Source organism: Skermania sp. ID1734 (assembly GCF_007489285.1).
In the GTDB taxonomy this organism is placed as follows: Bacteria; Actinomycetota; Actinomycetes; order Mycobacteriales; family Mycobacteriaceae; genus ID1734.
Map to the genome: position 1 here is coordinate 105,075 of NZ_VLIY01000014.1, position 17,285 is coordinate 122,359.

Annotated in this window: 18 protein-coding genes and 1 pseudogene; 13 read left to right on the forward strand and 6 right to left on the reverse strand. The window is 63.8% G+C overall.

The genetic code is table 11. The features are described 5' to 3' along the window. Position 1: 1 nt before the first annotated feature. The 8 genes from FOS14_RS17875 (at position 2) to FOS14_RS17910 (ending at position 6,744) form a co-directional block, all read left to right on the forward strand. Positions 2 to 208 carry a ferredoxin gene (locus FOS14_RS17875; RefSeq protein ID WP_143772164.1) on the forward strand — a complete coding sequence of 69 codons (207 nt, stop codon included), beginning with the start codon at positions 2 to 4 and terminating at the stop codon, positions 206 to 208. Beyond that, positions 201 to 752: a nuclear transport factor 2 family protein gene (locus FOS14_RS17880; protein WP_143772165.1), complete on the forward strand. Its 552-nt coding sequence runs from the start codon at positions 201 to 203 to the stop codon at positions 750 to 752. Before FOS14_RS17875 ends, FOS14_RS17880 begins: the two co-directional genes overlap by 8 nt. A 47-nt stretch (positions 753 to 799) precedes the next feature. Further along, entirely contained in the window at positions 800 to 2,002 is a 1,203-nt protein-coding gene (locus FOS14_RS17885) for a hypothetical protein (RefSeq protein WP_370512255.1), read from the forward strand. Positions 2,003 to 2,181: 179 nt separating this feature from the next. After that, on the forward strand, positions 2,182 to 2,997 hold the full coding sequence (locus FOS14_RS17890; RefSeq protein WP_255450440.1) for an alpha/beta fold hydrolase: 816 nt from the start codon (positions 2,182 to 2,184) through the stop codon (positions 2,995 to 2,997). 15 nt (positions 2,998 to 3,012) lie between these two features. Continuing rightward, complete coding sequence (locus FOS14_RS17895; protein ID WP_143772167.1) at positions 3,013 to 4,326, forward strand: sugar ABC transporter substrate-binding protein; 1,314 nt, start codon at positions 3,013 to 3,015, stop codon at positions 4,324 to 4,326. Continuing rightward, complete coding sequence (locus FOS14_RS17900) at positions 4,323 to 5,216, forward strand: carbohydrate ABC transporter permease (protein ID WP_143772168.1); 894 nt, start codon at positions 4,323 to 4,325, stop codon at positions 5,214 to 5,216. Before FOS14_RS17895 ends, FOS14_RS17900 begins: the two co-directional genes overlap by 4 nt. After that, the gene (locus FOS14_RS17905) at positions 5,213 to 6,034 is read left to right on the forward strand and encodes a carbohydrate ABC transporter permease (protein ID WP_143772215.1); all 822 of its coding nucleotides are present in this window, start codon (positions 5,213 to 5,215) and stop codon (positions 6,032 to 6,034) included. The genes FOS14_RS17900 and FOS14_RS17905 overlap by 4 nt, the downstream gene beginning before the upstream one ends. Beyond that, on the forward strand, positions 6,031 to 6,744 hold the full coding sequence (locus FOS14_RS17910; RefSeq protein ID WP_143772169.1) for a hypothetical protein: 714 nt from the start codon (positions 6,031 to 6,033) through the stop codon (positions 6,742 to 6,744). The genes FOS14_RS17905 and FOS14_RS17910 overlap by 4 nt, the downstream gene beginning before the upstream one ends. Here the strand turns inward: FOS14_RS17910 and FOS14_RS17915 are convergent. After that, a complete protein-coding gene (locus tag FOS14_RS17915; RefSeq protein WP_143772170.1) occupies positions 6,723 to 7,067 on the reverse strand; it encodes a hypothetical protein in 345 nt (114 codons plus the stop codon). The genes FOS14_RS17910 and FOS14_RS17915 overlap by 22 nt on opposite strands. Before the next feature lie 3 nt (positions 7,068 to 7,070). Continuing rightward, the gene (locus tag FOS14_RS17920; RefSeq protein ID WP_143772171.1) at positions 7,071 to 8,210 is read right to left on the reverse strand and encodes a Rieske 2Fe-2S domain-containing protein; all 1,140 of its coding nucleotides are present in this window, start codon (positions 8,208 to 8,210) and stop codon (positions 7,071 to 7,073) included. 222 nt (positions 8,211 to 8,432) lie between these two features. Here FOS14_RS17920 and hsaA point away from each other — a divergent pair, with 222 nt between their 5' ends. From hsaA to hsaB, 4 genes are all read left to right on the forward strand, one after another. Beyond that, complete coding sequence (gene hsaA, locus FOS14_RS17925) at positions 8,433 to 9,581, forward strand: 3-hydroxy-9,10-secoandrosta-1,3,5(10)-triene-9,17-dione monooxygenase oxygenase subunit (protein ID WP_185981822.1); 1,149 nt, start codon at positions 8,433 to 8,435, stop codon at positions 9,579 to 9,581. Positions 9,582 to 9,735: 154 nt separating this feature from the next. Further along, positions 9,736 to 10,608: a 4,5:9,10-diseco-3-hydroxy-5,9,17-trioxoandrosta-1(10),2-diene-4-oate hydrolase gene (gene hsaD, locus FOS14_RS17930; protein ID WP_143772216.1), complete on the forward strand. Its 873-nt coding sequence runs from the start codon at positions 9,736 to 9,738 to the stop codon at positions 10,606 to 10,608. 2 nt (positions 10,609 to 10,610) lie between these two features. Continuing rightward, positions 10,611 to 11,513: an iron-dependent extradiol dioxygenase HsaC gene (hsaC, locus tag FOS14_RS17935; RefSeq protein WP_143772173.1), complete on the forward strand. Its 903-nt coding sequence runs from the start codon at positions 10,611 to 10,613 to the stop codon at positions 11,511 to 11,513. 2 nt (positions 11,514 to 11,515) lie between these two features. Next, positions 11,516 to 12,115, forward strand: coding sequence for a 3-hydroxy-9,10-secoandrosta-1,3,5(10)-triene-9,17-dione monooxygenase reductase subunit (hsaB, locus tag FOS14_RS17940; RefSeq protein ID WP_304944900.1), 600 nt, complete (start codon positions 11,516 to 11,518; stop codon positions 12,113 to 12,115). Here hsaB and FOS14_RS17945 read toward each other — a convergent pair. After that, a pseudogene (locus FOS14_RS17945) lies at positions 12,110 to 12,803 on the reverse strand (acetoacetate decarboxylase family protein). The gene hsaB and the pseudogene FOS14_RS17945 overlap by 6 nt on opposite strands. A gap of 57 nt (positions 12,804 to 12,860) precedes the next feature. On the opposite strand from FOS14_RS17945, the gene FOS14_RS17950 reads away from it, so the two are divergent. Beyond that, positions 12,861 to 14,072, forward strand: coding sequence for a cytochrome P450 (locus tag FOS14_RS17950; protein ID WP_143772174.1), 1,212 nt, complete (start codon positions 12,861 to 12,863; stop codon positions 14,070 to 14,072). On the opposite strand, the gene FOS14_RS17955 is transcribed toward FOS14_RS17950, so the two are convergent. From FOS14_RS17955 to FOS14_RS17965, 3 genes are read right to left on the reverse strand one after another with little or no spacing between them, the layout of a single operon-like run. Further along, entirely contained in the window at positions 14,069 to 15,157 is a 1,089-nt protein-coding gene (locus tag FOS14_RS17955; protein ID WP_143772175.1) for an acyl-CoA dehydrogenase family protein, read from the reverse strand. The two genes, FOS14_RS17950 and FOS14_RS17955, sit on opposite strands and share 4 nt — an antisense overlap. Then, positions 15,154 to 16,149: an acyl-CoA dehydrogenase family protein gene (locus tag FOS14_RS17960; RefSeq protein ID WP_143772176.1), complete on the reverse strand. Its 996-nt coding sequence runs from the start codon at positions 16,147 to 16,149 to the stop codon at positions 15,154 to 15,156. The genes FOS14_RS17955 and FOS14_RS17960 overlap by 4 nt, the downstream gene beginning before the upstream one ends. Next, on the reverse strand, positions 16,146 to 17,285 hold the full coding sequence (locus FOS14_RS17965) for an acyl-CoA dehydrogenase family protein (RefSeq protein WP_143772177.1): 1,140 nt from the start codon (positions 17,283 to 17,285) through the stop codon (positions 16,146 to 16,148). Before FOS14_RS17965 ends, FOS14_RS17960 begins: the two co-directional genes overlap by 4 nt.

The following is a 17,285-nucleotide window of genomic DNA, read 5'->3' on the forward strand; positions in this document are numbered from 1 at the left end:
TATGAGACTCGCAGCCGATCTGGACCTATGTCAGGGCCATGCCATGTGTGAACTGGAGGCACCTGAGGTGTTCGCCGTACCCAAGCACGGCAAGGTCGACATTTTGCTCGAGCAACCAGACGAAAGCTTGCGCGCGGAGGTGCAGCGCGCCGTGCGCTATTGCCCCACACAGGCGTTGACGCTGACCGAAGGAACCGCAGATGCCTAGTTTCGACCGCGCCGAACTCGACGAGATGGTGCAACGCTGGGTAGCGGAGAACAAGCGGTGCGAGGAGCTCGGCGACTGGACCTCTCTCGCCGCGATGTACACCGCCGACGCGACCTATGGCTGGAATTACGGTCCGGCCCAAGAGTTCATGGCTGTCGGCCGAGACGAGATTCGTGAACTTGCGCTCGGCCAGGAAATGGACGGCCTGCAAGGCTGGTCGTACCCCTACCAACAATTCGTCATCGATGACCGCTCCGGTGACGTGATCGGCTTCTGGAAACAGATATCGGAAGCGAAACGTCCGGACGGGCGCAATTACGAGGTGGCCGGCATCGGCGGTAGTTGGTTTCGGTACGGCGGAAACTATCAATGGTCGTGGCAGCGCGACTTTTTCGACCTTGGCAATGTGTCCGCGCTGTTCGTCGAGATGATGCAGCACAACGCGCTTTCGCCCGGGATGCAGAAGCGGATCGCGCGGTCGATGTCCGCCACCGCACTACCAGGGTGGTATCCGGCCGGCCAAGCACCGGTGGACATCTGGTGAAACACTCGAACTTTCAACAGCTTTCGCGCGGGCAGCTAGCAACTCTCGTGCCCGAATTGTTGCTGTGCGGCCACCTCATCGACCGCTCCGGCATGGCGCAACTCATCGGCGCCTTGGGCCGCGAAGGCATGACGGCCGTCGCTATCGAAGAATGGGCTGCGGCCAGCCCCATCTACACCCGACGGATGCAGGACGCGCTGAACTTTCGCGGCGACAGCGTCGAAACGATCTTCAAGGGACTGCAGTTCGATATCGGCGCGCCACCACAGTTCATGGACTTCCGTTTCCGGGTGGACGATCACGACCACGGCGAGTTCTGGCTCGACCACTGCGGGGCCCTCATGGACGTGGAGGTGCTCGGCGACGAGTACGTCACCGCGATGTGCCACGACATCGAGGACCCGACGTTCGATGCGACCGCGGCCGCCACCAATCCGCACGCCCAAGTGCGCCCCATCCACCGTCCGCCGCGGCGTCCGCCCGATCGGGTGCCGAACTGCGCCTGGCGGGTGACCATAGACCCCCTATACGAGCCCCAATCGGACCCGCCGCACGCCGAAGCCCTGGCCGAATCTCACGCGGCCCGGTTCGACCTGGTGCCTATCGATCCGGCGGACAGCGGCCGGTCTGACTACACCGGCCCGCTGCTCAGCGATGTCCGCTTCGCCGACTTCTCGGCCTCGGCGCTGGTCCGGATCGCCGACGAGATCTGCTTGCAACAGCACCTACTCACCCTGGGTTTCACGCAGGCAGTCCGAGCCCGCACCACCGAGGCCGACGCGCTCGCGATCGGTCGGAGGCAGTTCGGCGGCATCGCCGGCCTCACCGCCGAGCGCATCCGGCGCGCCCTGGGACTGGGACGGGATCTCGAGGCTCTTGTGCACGTCCTTCGTGTTCATCCAGCCGTGAATCCCGCCGGGTATGGGGGCGTATCGATCGCCGCGGACGGACCGCTGCGTCTCCGGATCGCCCAGCACAGCCCGGCGCAGGCCGATGGCGGGTGGCTGTCGCTGCTGGGTCCTGACCATTTGGATCCACTGGATGCGCTCGTTCGCGGCGTCGATGCGCGGTTCTACACCAGCGTCGTCGCCGCCGATGAAGACGCGTTGACCATCCAGATCGACACCGCCGCCACGCCGTTCCCGGAGGCCACCGAAGTGGCGCTGACCAGATTCAGTTCTGGCGCAAACTTCCAGTTCAACGATGGTCGTATCCCGCTCCCGCTGACTGTCGGAGTCATGAGGCGGTAACGGATGAGCCGGCGCAATGGATAAGCACAGTGGCCTAGGTCACTATGTGGTTACAAGGTGGGCATCGCCGCGTTTCGGCCGCTGCGTTTCGTCGCAGCCTCGCGGTGCCGTACGTTAACTTCACTGTGACTCCGGTTCACAGGATCTCCATGCGAGAGCATCCAACGAGGGAGGCTTCGTTGTCCGTAGCGCTCGACACCGCCGTCCGCGCATCCGAACTCGCCTATGACGTTCGCGGGTCCGGTCCAACGCTCATCCTCTTTCACGGCCTCGTGCACCGGCGTCACGCTTGGGATCCGGTCGTCGACCGGCTGGCCAAGCACCGCACGGTTATCACCGTGGACCTGCCCGGGCACGGCGAGTCCCCAGATGTCGACGAGTCCGGCGATGTGCTCGCCGAATCGCTCGCCGAGCTCGAGCAGTTTGTTCTCGAAATGTCGCGGCCGGGGGAGAAGCCCCACCTCGCCGGTAACTCGCTCGGTGGATATGCCGCGCTCGAACTCGCGGCCCGCGGCTACGCGAAGTCGGCCACCGCGCTCTCACCGGCTGGCTTTGCCGTCGGCCAGTGGGACCACCGCCGATCGGTCGCCATGTTCACTGGTCTCCGCGCGGCAGCCCGGTTGCTGGGACCGGACAATGTCGCGGCAGCTGTCCAGAATCCGGCCCTACGCGCGCTGCTGTTGGGCCCCTTCTACGCCAACGGCTGGCGTGCTGACGTGGACGCCTGCGCCATCGATGTGCGGTCCCTGGTCGAGAACCGAGTGGTCAACCACGCGGCAAACGCGACATTGACCTTCACCAGCCCCGTCGATGACCGGTGCCCGATCACCGTCGCGTGGGGCCGTCGGGACCTGATCCTGCCGATCTACCAAGCCAACGGCGTCACACGCGTGTTCCCGCACGCCCGCGTCATCAAGGTGGCCGGTCTTGGCCACGTTCCCATGCCGGACAATCCGGAACTGGTCGCCAGCCTGCTGCTCGCCGGGAGCGCCTGAGCCGAGTCGACCCCCATGGCCTCTGGAGTCCCCGCGCAGATTTCGCGCCGTCGGGCGCTGCGGCTACTCGGGGCCGGGGCCGCACTACCTGCGATTGGCGTGACGACCGGCTGCCACATCGGCTGGAATTCCGGCTCACCCAATGGACCGCTCGATCTGGTCTTCCAGGGCGACGCCACCCAGCAGAAGGCCTTCAACAAGCTCTTCGCCGAGTTTCACCGCACCCATCCCGACATCGAGGTAGCTGCGCGCGGCATCGCGGCGGGGGACTGGGCGACCTTCGCGGCCACCGTCTCCACGCAGATTGCCGGCGGCAAGGGTCCGGACATTGTCGACGTCGCCACCGAAGGTCAAAAGTTGTTCGCGGCCAAAGGTTTATTAACGCCGCTCGACGAGTTCATCGCCAAAGACCGAGGTGTCGTCGACGCGTACTATGCCGGAATCGACCCACATCTGAAGGAGTGGACCAACAAGTACGGGTCCACCGACGGCAAGACCTATTACATCCCGGGCGGCTACAACCCGGTCGTGATGTACTGCAACACCGAGGTCTTCGAGAAGGCCGGGGTCGAGCTCCCGGAACGGGATTGGAGCTGGGCGGATTTTCGCAGAGCAGGGCAGCGGATCAAGGACCGCACGGGAGCATTCCTGTTGCCCATTGCCTACAACTTCCCCTTCGTCGATATCATGCCGTGGCTACTGACCAACGGCGCCAGCACCTTCAACGCCGACTGGACCGAGCCGACCTTCGATTCGGAGGCAGCCGTCGAAGCGGCAACGTACGTGAAGAGCCTGCTGGACGCGGGATTGTCGCCGAGACCGGGCGGCGCCTTCGAGGCGACCAGTCAGTTCAAGCGGGGCAAACTCGCGACGCTGGGTGGTGGCCGGTGGCCGACTCTGGACCTGCGCCGCCTAGACATGGTCGACAAGACACGTATCGTCAATTGGCCCTTCAAGGTTCGCAACGGGACACCGATCGGCTGGGACGGCTGGCCGATTCTGAAGACGTCGCAGAAGAAGGAGAAGGCGTGGACCTTTCTGGAATGGATGATGTCTGCTGACGCCGCCCGGTTTTACGCGCAGATCGGGGGTACGACAGTTCCCGCGCTTCGATCGGTGGCGCTGAGCGAGGTGTTTCTGAAGGATTCGCCCAAGGGGTCCGAACTGCTTGCGGAGGCGATCCGATACGGCACGCCGATGCCGTCGCCGGAGCGTGGCGGCCAGATTCAGACCGCGGTCGTCACCGGGTGGCAGGCGGCGATCACTGGCACAAAGTCGGTGAAAGACGCCCTCGCAGACGCCAACACGACGATGGGGCGGCTGCTGTGACCGCCGTCGCCAGCCCGGTGCCGCGTCGGTCCTGGACCGGCTATGGATTCCTGAGCCCGGCGCTGGTGCTGTTCGCCATCTTCATTCTCGGGCCCTTCGTCGCCGCCATCGTGCTCAGCCTTTTTCACTGGGACATGTTCACGCCGGCGCACTTTGCGGGTCTGGACAACTACACCAGGTTGTTCAGCGATTCGCTGTTCTACAAGGCGCTCGGCAATACCTTCATCTTCGCCTTCGCTTCGGTGGCAACCCATTTGGTCGGCGGCCTGCTATTGGCTTTGGGCGTCAACCGGATCGCGAGCCGTGTTTTGTCCTACTTCGTCCGGACGGCGGTGTTCTTTCCGTTCGTGATTTCCTGGGCGGCGGTGGCGTTGCTGTGGAAGTTCGTGCTGGACCCCACATTTGGGCTGGTTTCCTACTACCTGCAGCAGATCGGGATCACCTCGCCCGACTGGTTCACCGATCCAGCGTGGGCCCTGACCTCCATCATCGCCATCGACTTCTGGCACACCATCGGTTTCACCTTCGTCATCATGCTGGCCGGGCTGCAGACGGTGCCGCAGCAGCTCATCGAGGCGGCCCGGCTCGACGGCGCGAGCAGGTGGCAAATCCTGTGGAACATCACGATTCCGCTGATGTCACCGACGATCTTGTTCGCCGCGGTGGTGACTTTCATCGGCGCGTTCCAGATTTTCGATCCGGTGCAGATCATCACTCCCCAAGGTGGACCCGACAATTCGACGGTGACTGTCGTGATGTACCTGTACCAGTGGGCGTTTCAGAATTTCCAGGTCGGCTATGCATCGGCGGTGGCATTCATCGTGTTTGTCGTGATGATGATCGCCACGGCCGTGCAATTCCGGTTGAGCCGGCGATGGGTGCACCAATGATGCCGCGGCTTCGGTCCAACCTGGTCAGCCTCGTCATGGCCGTCGTTGCGTTGATCATGGTTGCCCCACTGGTTTGGCTTGTTGTGCAGAGCGTGCTGCCGGAAGATGACGCGCTCACTGTGCCGCCGAACTGGATTCCCAAGCCGTTCACCACGGCCAACTACACCGCTATCACCGGACTGATCCCGTTCGGCCGCATGGCGCTCAACAGCTTGGTCGTGGCAGTGATTTCAACGGCCGGGTCACTGGCGGTGAGCGTGACGGCCGCTTACGCCTTCTCCAGGGTGAACTTTCGCGGGCGCAATCCGATCTTCGCGCTGCTGCTGACCGCGCTCATGGTGCCGGCGCAGATGACCGTGATACCCGTGTTCATCCTCATGCGGTTCCTCGGCCTGTTCGACAACCTCGCCGCGCTGTGGCTGCCCGCGCTGATCAATGTTTTCGCGATCTTCTTCTTTCGGCAGTACTTCAACTCGATCCCGCGCGACCTCGACGAGGCTGCCACCATCGACGGCGCGGGGCATCTGTGGATTCTGTTTCGGCTGCTGATTCCGCTGTCCGGGCCGGCGTTGGCGGCCATGACGATCCTGGTGTTCGAGATGTCGTGGAACAACTACTTCGGGCCGTTGATCTTCCTGAGCAGCCCCGAGCACATGACGTTGCCGATCGGCCTGGTCACGTTGCAACACGGCCAAAACGGCGCCACCGTAGTAGTTTTCGCAGCCATCACGGCCGTGGTGATTCCGGTGTTGGTCGTCTTCTTGATCTTCCAGCGCAGCTTCGTGGCCAGTATCGCAGCGGTGGGATTACGGGCATGAGCGGGACCGAGCTGATTCTGCGCCGGGTTTCACGCGGCGCGTGGTCCGGGTTGCCGATCTTGTTGTTCGCGAGCGTGGCCGTGTGTCTGGCGGCCGCCCTCGTCGTAGTGCTGACGCCGGGTGTCACCCCGGTTTCGGTGCTCGTTTTCGCCGCGCTCGAAACACCATGGGCAGTCGCGCTGCTCGCCACTGTCGATGATTTGATCCGCATGGAAGACACCTCGCTCGCCGACTGGTGTCGCGGGTTGTGCTGCTTCACCGGGTTTGGGTACGCGGTGATGGCGGTTCCGGCCGTGGCGGTGTCGTTGTTCCTGGTCGCGCTCGAGGTGTGGCATCAGACCCACAGCGTGATCGCGCTCGGTCCGGTGATCGTGAGCGCAATCGTGGCAACGATTCTGGGTACTGCGAGCACGGCGGCATTACCGCTGGGGATCGCTCATCCGCAACTGCGCGGGCAGCGGCTTTGGATCACCGGGATGCATCTGGTGGCACGTTGGCCGGTGCGATTTCTTGCCGCGCCAGCGTTGTTGGGGTTCGGCGTGTGGGTGGCGACGCAGGTCAGCGCCTCGGTGCTGCTGTTGGTCCCGGCGCCGGTTGCGTTGGTGCTGGGCGCCGGCTTTTGGACATCGGCAGCGGAACTCGACCCGTCCCTCCCTGTGCGTGAATTTTCACCGCCCGCGGTGAAAATTCACGCACAGGGAGGCAGGTGATTCTCCACTTCGAGCAGTCCCTCTAGCACGGCATGCTCGATGCTTTGCCGCAGCTTCGGGCAGCCCTGCGGCTGGGCAGCATCGCCCGCTGCGAACACGGGACACGACGTGCGCGGGTCCGTCGTCCACTGAATGCTGGTCTGCTGGAAGCTGTTCTTCCGGACCAGCACCTCGGTGCCGCAGCTACGGCACTGCACCGGTTGCATACCGCGCTCGAGGTAGTTGTGCCGGTCCGCGAGGGTCTGCTGCCGGACCGCCTCGGCCCGGGCCGGGTCGGTGGTGAAGGCCGGAGCCTTCACCCAGTCCGACGCGTCGGTGCTCACGAGCTACACCCCCGCGGTCTTACCGTCCGCCGGCGCCTGCTTGGCCAGGTTGTCTGCCACTTCCTTCTCCCACGCTTCGACGGCCTTGGTGGTGTCGATCTCGAACTCGAAACGCTGCGTCATCTGCGGCGTAACGTCGGCGATGTCCACATAAAACTGTTCGTACCAGCGGCGCAGTTGGTACACCGGACCGTCCTCGTCGCACAGCAGTGGATTGTCGATCTTGGTCTTACGCTTCCAGATCGCCACGTCCTGTTCGAATCCCAACGTCACCCCCTCGGTGAACTTGCGGGCCAGCTTCGTTGTGGTCGCCTCGTCGAGGCCCTTCGGCTTTTGCACCGAGACTCCGTACATGAGCATGAATGAATTGTGCGTGATCGGATAGTGGCAGTTGATCAGCACGCTCTCAGCCTTGTAACCGCTGTAGTCGTTGTGCAGCCAGTTGATCATGTAGGAGGGCCCAAAGTAGGAGGCCTCCGAGTCGAGCACCGAGTTTCCGTACTGCGTGCCCATGTTGGAGACATCAGGCCGACCGTGGTTCTGGAGGTATTGGGTGGCGACGTGGCCTTCGAACACGTTCTTGAAGTACTTCGGGAATCCGAAGTGGACGTAGAAGAAGTGCGCCATGTCCACGACGTTGTCGATGATCTCCCGGCAGTTCGACCCCTCGACCAGTAACTTGTTCCAGGTCCAGTCGGTCCAGTCGTCGGAAAAGACCTCGTTGAGCCGCGGGATGGTGATGTCGTCAGGAGGCGGGTTGCCCTCCGGGTCGTTCCACACGAACAGTTGTTTGTTCTCCTGCAGCGTTGTCCAGGACCGGGTCCTGGCGAGCGGCGGGACCCGGCGCGCATACGGGATTGCCGTGCACTTGCCGTTGCCACCCCAACGCCAGTCATGAAACGGGCAAGCTATCGAATCACCTTTGACCGTGCCATCGCTCAGGTCGCCACCCATGTGTCGGCAGTATGCATCCAGGACGTGCAGTTTGTTCTGGCTGTCGGCGAACACTACGAGCTTGGTGCCGAAAGCATCGACCGCATGCGGCTTGCCATCGAGAAAATCCCGCTCCAAGCCGAGGCAGTGCCAGCCCCGCGCGAACCGCGTCGGGGTGGTGCCTACGTCGATCTCGCGAACCCGTGCCATGTGCCCTTGCTCCTTCCCCTCATCAGTAGAACACGTTATAGAATTTGTCGCGCTCGCGCCAGCGTTCCATGCGGATCGCTCAGGCGATATCCCGCCCCCGGCGCCGGTGCCCGATGCTCGACAGAAATGGGAACGTGTTCTAGTCTCAGTTTGAGAAGTAACCTCTGACCCGCATCGAACAAGGAGCGTCTCGAAGTGAGTGACCGCGACAGTCACGAAGTGATGCAGCGCGTTGAGGCGCTCTTGCCGACGTTGCGCGAACGTGCGCAGGAAGCCGAGGATCTGCGGCGCATTCCCGACGAATCGATCAAGGCGATTCAAGAGACCGGCTTCTTCCGGCTGCTGCAGCCGAGCCAGTGGGGCGGTTACGAGTCGGACCCCGTGCTGTTCTATGAGACGGTGCGCAGGATCGCCAGCGCATGCGGTTCGACCGGGTGGGTGTCCTCGATCATCGGCGTTCACAACTGGCATCTGGCGTTGTTCGATCAGCAGGCGCAGGAGGAGGTTTGGGGCGCCGACACTGACGTGCGGATCTCCTCCTCGTACGCGCCGATGGGTGCCGGTGCCGTCACCGACGGCGGATACATCGTCAACGGATCGTGGGCCTGGTCGAGCGGTTGCGATCATGCGTCCTGGGTTGTCGTGGGCGGCCCGGTGATCAAGGACGGCCGGCCCGTGGACTTCGGTAGCTTTTTGATTCCGCGCGAGGAGTACCGCATCGATGACGTCTGGCACGTCGTCGGACTGCGGGGTACGGGCAGCAACACGATCGTCGTCAAGGACGTGTTCGTGCCGCGGCATCGGTTCCTGAGCTTCAAGGCGATGAGCAACCTCACCGCGCCGGGTCTCGAACGCAACACCGCGCCCGTCTACAAGATGCCCTGGGGCACAATACATCCGACGACAATTTCCGCCCCGATCGTCGGAATGGCTTACGGCGCCTACGAGGCGCACGTCGAGCATCAGGGCAAGCGCATCCGGGCCGCGTTCGCGGGCGAGAAGGCGAAGGACGATCCGTTTGCCAAGGTGCGAATTGCCGAGGCCTCCAGTGACATTGACGCCGCCTGGCGGCAGTTGTCGGGCAACGTCGCGGACGAATATGCGTTGCTGTGCGCCGGCGAAGAGGTTCCCTTCGAGCTACGGCTGCGGGCGCGTCGAGACCAGGTCCGCGCCACCGGTCGGGCGATTGCCTCGATCGACAAGCTCTTCGAAAGTTCGGGCGCTACCGCGCTGGCCAACGGCACACCGCTGCAACGGTTCTGGCGCGACGCGCACGCAGGTAGGGTGCACGCCGCCAATGATCCAGAGCGGGCCTACATGATGTTCGGTTCCGGTGAGTTCGGGCTGCCGATCTCGGACACAATGGTTTAGGAGGTGAAGGGCGAGTGAGCATCGCAGCGCGGTACGCGCGAGGAGCGGAGCGAGTCCAGAACCGACCAGGCAACAGGGAGGTGGCGGGCGAGTGAGCATCGCAGCGCGGAACGCGCGAGGAGCGGAGCGAGTCCAGAACCGACCATCAGCGGAGATGGTGGCCGTGCAAGAGCTCACATACGAATCGACGTCCCGCTTCGCTCAGGTCCGCCCGGACTTGAAGCTGCACTACCACGAGGCTGGCGTCGGTAACGGTCCCACGATTGTGCTGCTGCACGGGGGCGGCCCGGGAGCCTCCTCGTGGTCGAATTTCGGTCGCAACATTCCGGTGCTGGCCAAGAGTTTTCACGTGATCGCTGTCGACCAGCCGGGGTACGGCCAATCCGACAAGCCCACCGAGCATCCGCAATACTTCGTGCACAGCGCGTCAGCCCTCAAGGACCTGCTCGATACGCTGGACATTAACGAGCGCGTGCACCTGCTGGGCAATTCGCTGGGTGGCGGTGCGGCGGTACGGTTCGCGCTCGAATACCCGGACCGTGCGGGTCGATTGGTCCTCATGGGCCCAGGCGGCTTGAGTGTCAACCTGTTTGCGCCCGACCCCACCGAGGGGGTGAAGAACCTTGGCCGGTTCGCGGCCGAGCCGACCCGCGAGCGGCTCGAGGCATTCCTGCGCATCATGGTCTTCGATCAGTCCCTGATCACGGACGAGCTGATCGACGAGCGGTTCGCGGCTGCTAGCACGCCGGAGTCGCTGGCCGCCGCGCGCGCGATGGGTAAGTCGTTTTCCAGCAAGGATTTCGAGAAGGGCATGCTCTGGCGTGATGCGTACCGGCTGCGCCAACGAGTCTTGTTGATCTGGGGCCGGGAAGACCGCGTCAACCCGCTGGACGGGGCGTTGGTGGCGCTCAAGATGATCCCGCGTGCCCAGCTACATGTCTTCGGCGGTTGCGGTCACTGGGCCCAGCTCGAGAAGTTCGACGAATTCAACCGGCTGGCAACAGACTTCCTACTGGACGGGGGTTGATCATGGGTATTCGCTCGCTGGGTTACATGCGTATCGAAGCCACCGACATGGACGCGTGGCGCGAATATGCCTTCAAGGTGCTGGGACTGATCGAGGGAAAGGGTACCGATCCGAACTCGTTGTACCTGCGGATGGATGACTTTCCCGCTCGACTGGTGATCGTGCCCGGCGAAAAGGACAGGCTGGCCGTGACCGGCTGGGAGACCGCGAATGCCGGTGAACTGCAAGATATGCGCGACAGACTCGAGGCCGCCGGTGTTCCCTACAAGGAGGGGACCGCCGAGCAGTTGCGCGACCGCCGCGTCGACGAATTGATCTGCTTCGAGGACCCGTCCGGCAACGCGCTGGAGATCTTCCACGGTGCCGCGCTCGAGCATCGTCGCATCGTCAGCCCCTACGGGCATCGTTTCGTCACCGGCGAGCAGGGCCTGGGGCACGTGGTGCTGTCCACCCGCGACGACGCCGAGGCACTGCACTTCTACCGCGACGTCTTGGGCTTCAAGCTCCGCGATTCGATGCGACTGCCACCGCAAATGGTGGGACGGCCGGCGGACGGTGCACCGGCGTGGCTGCGATTCTTCGGTTGCAATCCACGGCACCATTCGCTGGCGTTTCTGCCGATGCCCACGCCGAGTGGGATAGTTCACCTGATGATCGAGGTCGAAAACTCCGACGATGTGGGCCTGTGTCTCGACCGGGCGCTGCGCCGCAAGGTCAAGATGTCGGCCACGCTCGGCCGGCATGTCAACGACCTGATGCTGTCGTTCTACATGAAGACGCCAGGCGGATTCGACATCGAGTTCGGCTGTGAGGGCAGGCAAGTGGACGACACCGACTGGATTGCGCGGGAGAGCACGGCAGTGAGCCTGTGGGGGCACGACTTCAGCGTGGGGATGCAGCAGTGACCGTGGACCCAGCACAACAACCGGGCGGGATCGATGCCCGCACGTTCCGGAATGTGCTGGGCCAGTTCTGTACCGGGGTCACCATTATCACCACCACGGCCGAGGACGGCGCACCCATCGGGTTTGCGTGCCAATCGTTTGCGGCGCTGTCACTTGACCCCCCGTTGGTGCTGTTCTGCCCGACCAAGCAGTCGCGGTCCTGGTCGGAGATTGCGGAGAACGGACGGTTCTGCGTCAACGTCCTCGCGGAGAACCAGCAGGAGACTTGTGCGAGATTCGGCTCCCGCGAGCCGGACAAGTTTGCCGGAATACCGTGGCATCCGTCGCCGCTCGGCTCGCCGATCATCGAGGGAGCATTAGCGCACATCGACTGCACCGTGGCGACCGTGCATGACGGCGGCGACCATTTTGTGGTGTTCGGGCGGGTGCAATCATTGTCTGAAGCCGCGTCTGCGGCCGTGTCTGACTCGAAGGTACAGCGCCCCTTGCTTTTCTATCGCGGTCAGTACACGGCGATAGAACCGGACAAGACAGTCCCTGCGCAGTGGCGTGATGATCTCGAGTCGTTCCTCACGACCACCTCGCTGGATACCTGGCTATAGCAGTTCGGCGTCCTCGAATGTCATCTCGAGTCGATCGATAGTGGTGCTCATGAGTGCCCGCTTGGGTAAACCGAGCGACCGGAGTTCGTCCGCCCACCGGGTGGTTTCCGAGGCGTAACGTGGCGCCGCCCGGTCGGGTACGCACGCCGGCTGGCCGCATCTTCCAGAGAGTGCAGCGGGTCGCGCCGTCGAGATGCGAGTAGGCGTCGAGCGAGGCATTGATGCCGGACCCGGGTGTGGGGATGCCTTGCCGCACTGACAGTTCCACGATCAGACTGCCGCGCTGTTGCAGAGTCGCGGTGCGTAGCGGCCCGTCGTTGCTCGCGGAAAATTCGGCCAGTTCCTTGGGAAATCCCCATATCTCGCGCCCGGCAGCGAGGGTGAAGTCGCCGTCCACCGGGAGCTGGTGAATGAAGACACCGGCTTTCGTCAAACCGGCGGAATGGTGCCGGACCACGAAGGAGATGCCGAATTCGTTATAGGGCCCTAGATCTCCATCAACATAGTGAACGAAGACGAGAGTGCAGAGGCCAGTGTTGCGCGGCAGCCGCAGCACCCGTAGCCCCGAGTAGTCGATGATCTCTTGCGCGATATCGGCGCGCACGCGGAAGGTAGCGGCGAATGCATGCGCGAGCCGAATGTGGACCGGCATCGCGATTTCCTGGCCCAGCACACTGTGCGTGGTCATGTCGCCAACACCGCCTTTACCAGTGAAGGGTGGTTGCAACACGTTCTAGTATTGGTTATGGCGAGCGTTGATACCAGACCGGACTTCGATCTGCTCGACGGGCGGTTCTCCGCAGGTGAGCACGGCGATCCGCGGTTGGCCTACGCGTGGATGCGCCGACACGCGCCAGTGTGCAGGGACGTGCCGAACGCAATCGCGGCGGCGGCGAGTTACGACGCGATCATGGCTGCCGAACGCGATCCGGACTTGTTCTCCAACGCCGGCGGCATTCGGCCGGAAACCGGCCCCTTGCCCCAGATGATCGATATGGACGACCCCGCGCACCTGCAACGGCGCAAGTTGGTCAACAAGGGTTTCACTCGCCGCCGTGTAGAGGCACAAATTCCGCAGATCGAGGCGATCATCGACCAGCTCATCGACGCGGTCTGTGAAAAGGGCGAGTGCGACTTCGTTACCGACCTGGCCGCGCCGCTGCCGATGGCCGTGATCGGAGACATGCTCGGCGTCCGACCGCGTGAGCGTGAGATGTTTCTGAACTGGTCCGATGACCTAGTAAAGGCCTTGGGCAGCAACGTCTCCAATGACCAACTGATGGCGAGTATGCGCGCCTATGCAGCGTTCGGTGAATTCACCATGCGCACCATCGCACAACGGCGGCAGCAACCGACCGACGACCTCACCAGCGTCCTGGTGCACGCGGAGGTCGACGGTGAGCGACTCAGCGACGACGAGATTGTGGGTGAGACGCTGCTGATCCTCGTCGGTGGCGACGAGACCACCCGGCACGTGCTCAGCGGCGGCATGGAGCAACTGTTGATCCACACCGACCAGCGCGACCGGTTGGTCGAGCGCCCCGACGGAATCCGGTGTGCGGTCGAGGAAATGCTGCGCTGGGTGACACCCATCAAGAACATGTGCCGGACTCTCACCCGCGACACCACCTTCTACGGCGTCGATCTGCGCGCGGGGGAGAAGATGCTGTTGCTCTTCGAATCCGCGAACTTCGACGAGGTCCACTTCGACAACCCGGATGCCTTCGACTCCAGGCGCGACCCCAACCCGCACTTGGCCTTCGGCTTCGGGACGCACTTCTGCCTCGGTAATCAGTTGGCGCGGATTGAGGCCCGGTTGATGTTCGAACGACTGCTCGCGCGCCTGCCGGACATGGAAAGAGCTACGACCGGGCCCTTACCGCGGCGACCGGCGAACTTCATCTCCGGTCTCGAATCCATGCCGGTCCGCTTCACGCCAACCGCCGCTTCTCGTTAGGAACGGCTGGAAACCACGTGCTGCGAAAGCTTTTCCACATAGCAGCGAGGCGCACCGAACAATTGCGCATCGGCGTGGGCGCGCTTGAAGTACAGGTGCGCGTCGTGTTCCCAGGTAATGGCGATGCCGCCATGCAGTTGAACCGACTCGGCGGCAACCGTTTCGAGTGCTTCTGAGCAGTAAATCTTTGCCGCAAATGCTGATTCGGCGGCATCTGGGTCATCGTTGGCAAGCGCAGCGGTAGCGGCGTAGGACATTGATCGCGCCGTCTCCACCAGTGCGTACATATCCGCCATCCGATGCTTCAGCGCCTGAAAGCTGCCGATAGGCCGGCCGAACTGCACCCGCGATTTTGTGTAAGCCACCGTGTTGGCCAGGCACCGGTCCGCGGCACCGACCTGCTCGGCGGCGAGAGCGGCGCACGCGATCACGCGTACGCGATCGATAACGTGTCCGCCGTTCCCGTTGTCGAGTCGTCGCGCCGGGGTGGCGTCGAAACTGACGCTGGTAAAGCGCCGAGTGGGATCCATCCCGCGAGTGGCTGCGCGAGTGGTTGTGGCTGGGTCCACCTCGAAGAACCCATATCCGTCATCGGTGCTCGCGACGACAACCAGCACGTCGGCGATGTGTCCATCGAGCACGTACTGGCTGCTGCCACTGAGCCGCCCGGCTGAATCGGCGCTGACGCCTGGCGTATCCCACCCAGCTTCGCCTGCCCAGCACAGGGCAGCGACAGCACTGCCGGCGGCAATCTCTGGCAGCCACTGCGCACAGGACTTCTCGTCGCCGAGCGCGAGTAGTGTCGGCGCGCAGATGGCCACGGATCCGAGCATCGGCGTGGCGGCCAGCACGCTTCCCAATTCCGACAACACCAGATGCGACTCGACGATGCTTGCGCCAACACCGCCGAAATCCTCCGGTATAGCCAGTGCGGCAACGCCGACCTGTTCGCACAGCAACCGCCACAGCTTTTCGTCGTAGCCGGAGTCCGAGGCGATCGCCTCGCGCAGGCCGGCATGCTTGGCAAGCAGGGACCGAACCGTCGCTACCAGGTCGCGCTGCTCGTCGGTGATCCGGCCGATCATGCCGTGCCTCGCAATGCGGTTGCGATGCGGGTGCGGTGGAACTCGGCGGTGCCCCAGGCACTTTGGAGTGCCCGTACCTTGGTCAACCACAGCGAGAGGTCGTACTCGGCCGTGTAGCCGATGGCGCCGTGGACCTGCAGCGCCTTGCGCGCCACCAGATACGCCGCATCACCGCAAGCAACCTTGGCAGCGGATACATCGCGTGCGGAGGTCGGCGAATCCGTCGAGAGCGCGGTCGCGGCACCGTAGAGCAGCGGCCGCGCCATCTCCACCGCGACCAACGCGTCTGCTAAATGGTGCTTGATGGCCTGGAATTGACCGATGGGTCTGCCGAACTGGACACGATTCTTCGCGTAGTCGGTGCTGATCTCGAGCATTTTCAGCCCGGCTCCGAGAAGCTGGGCAGCGCAGGCCAGTACGGCGTGATCCACCGCCGCGCTCACCGCGTCCGCGGCGTCGTCGGCGACCACGTCGGACGCGGAGATGTCGAACAACCGCCGGGCCGCATCCACTGACGTTCTGCGGTCACTGATATCGGCGCGGCGAACCGTCGTCATGTCCGCGTAGAGCACCAGGTCGGCGATATCGGCGTCCAGGGCGCGCGGTGTCAGTGGGTGTACCGCGACGGAGCCGAGTGCCGCGCCGGTGGCCAGTCGCGGCAGCCATTGCGCAGCCAGGTCACGATAGTCCAGTCGCTGCAGCAACGCCGGTAGGAATGCGGCGGTTTCGACCAACGGGCCGGGCACGGCGGCGCGGCCGAGTTCGATGAAGGCGACCACGAGGTCGACCGGTGACGCCCCCAGGCCGTCGTAGGACTCGTCGACGATCAAGCCGGTGACGCCGGCATCGGCGAGCTGCCGCAACAGCGCCCGCCCAGGGTCGAGATCGCCGCGGGCCCACGATCGCACGATGTCTGGGGTCTTGCTGCCGGCCAATAGGTCACCGAGACTGCGGGCGAAATCGGATTGCTCGGTTGACAATGCGAACTTCATCGATCGGCCTTCGGTAGTCCGAGCAGCCGCTCGGCGACAATGTTGCGCTGGATTTCGTTGGTGCCGGCATAGATCGGGCCGGATAGTGAGAACAAGTACCCGTCGAGCCACGGACCTTCGAGTTCGCCGTCAGCGCCGAGCAGATCGAGCGCGGTTTCATGGATAGAAACGTCGAGCTGCGACCAGAACAGCTTGTTCACCGAGGACTCCGCGCCGAGCGCGCCGCCTTCGATCAGCCGGGTGACCGTGCTCCACGTGCTGAGCCGGTACGCTTCCGCGCCGATCCAGGCATCGACCACTCGGTCGCGGGCGGCCGTGTCGGCGGGGTCGGCCTGCTTGCGCCACAACTGGATGAGCCGATCCGTGGCCGCGTTGAACCGGCCCGGGCTACGCAACGACAACCCGCGCTCGTTGCTCGAGGTGCTCATCGCGACGCGCCAACCGTCGTGCACGCCCCCGATCACGTCGGCATTCGGCACAAAGACGTTGTCGAAGAACAACTCCGCAAAGCCCGGCTCACCGTCGAGTTGCGGTATCGGCCGCACCGTGACACCTTCCGCGGTGAGCGGAAACATGAAGTAGGTCAGGCCGCGGTGTCGTTCGGCCGCCGGATCGCTGCGGAAGAGGCCGAAACCCCAGTCCGCGAAGGCGGCGCGGGAATTCCAGGTCTTCTGACCGTTCAGCAACCAGCCGCCGTCGGTCTGCGTTGCGGTCGAGCGAATACCGGCCAGGTCGCTGCCCGCCTCCGGTTCGGACCAGGCTTGCGCCCAAATGTCGTCGGCTCGTGCCATGCGCGGCATGATGCGCTGCAATTGCTCGGGGGTGCCGTGCTCGAACAAGGTGGGCGCCAACAGAAAGATGCCGTTCTGGCTCACCCGGCCGGGCGCACCGGCGGCGTAGTACTCTTGCTCGAAGAGCACCCATTCCACCAAAGATGCGTCGCGCCCACCGAGTTCGGTCGGCCAGGACACCACCGACAGTCGTGCGTCGGCCAGCGTGCGCTCCCATTCGCGATGGGCTTCGAACCCTTCGCGGGTGTCCATCGATGGCAACGGCTGTGCGGGCACGTGTTCGGCGAGAAAGTCGCGCACTTCCTGCTGAAATGTCAACTCCGCGGAATCGAGTTCCAAATCCAC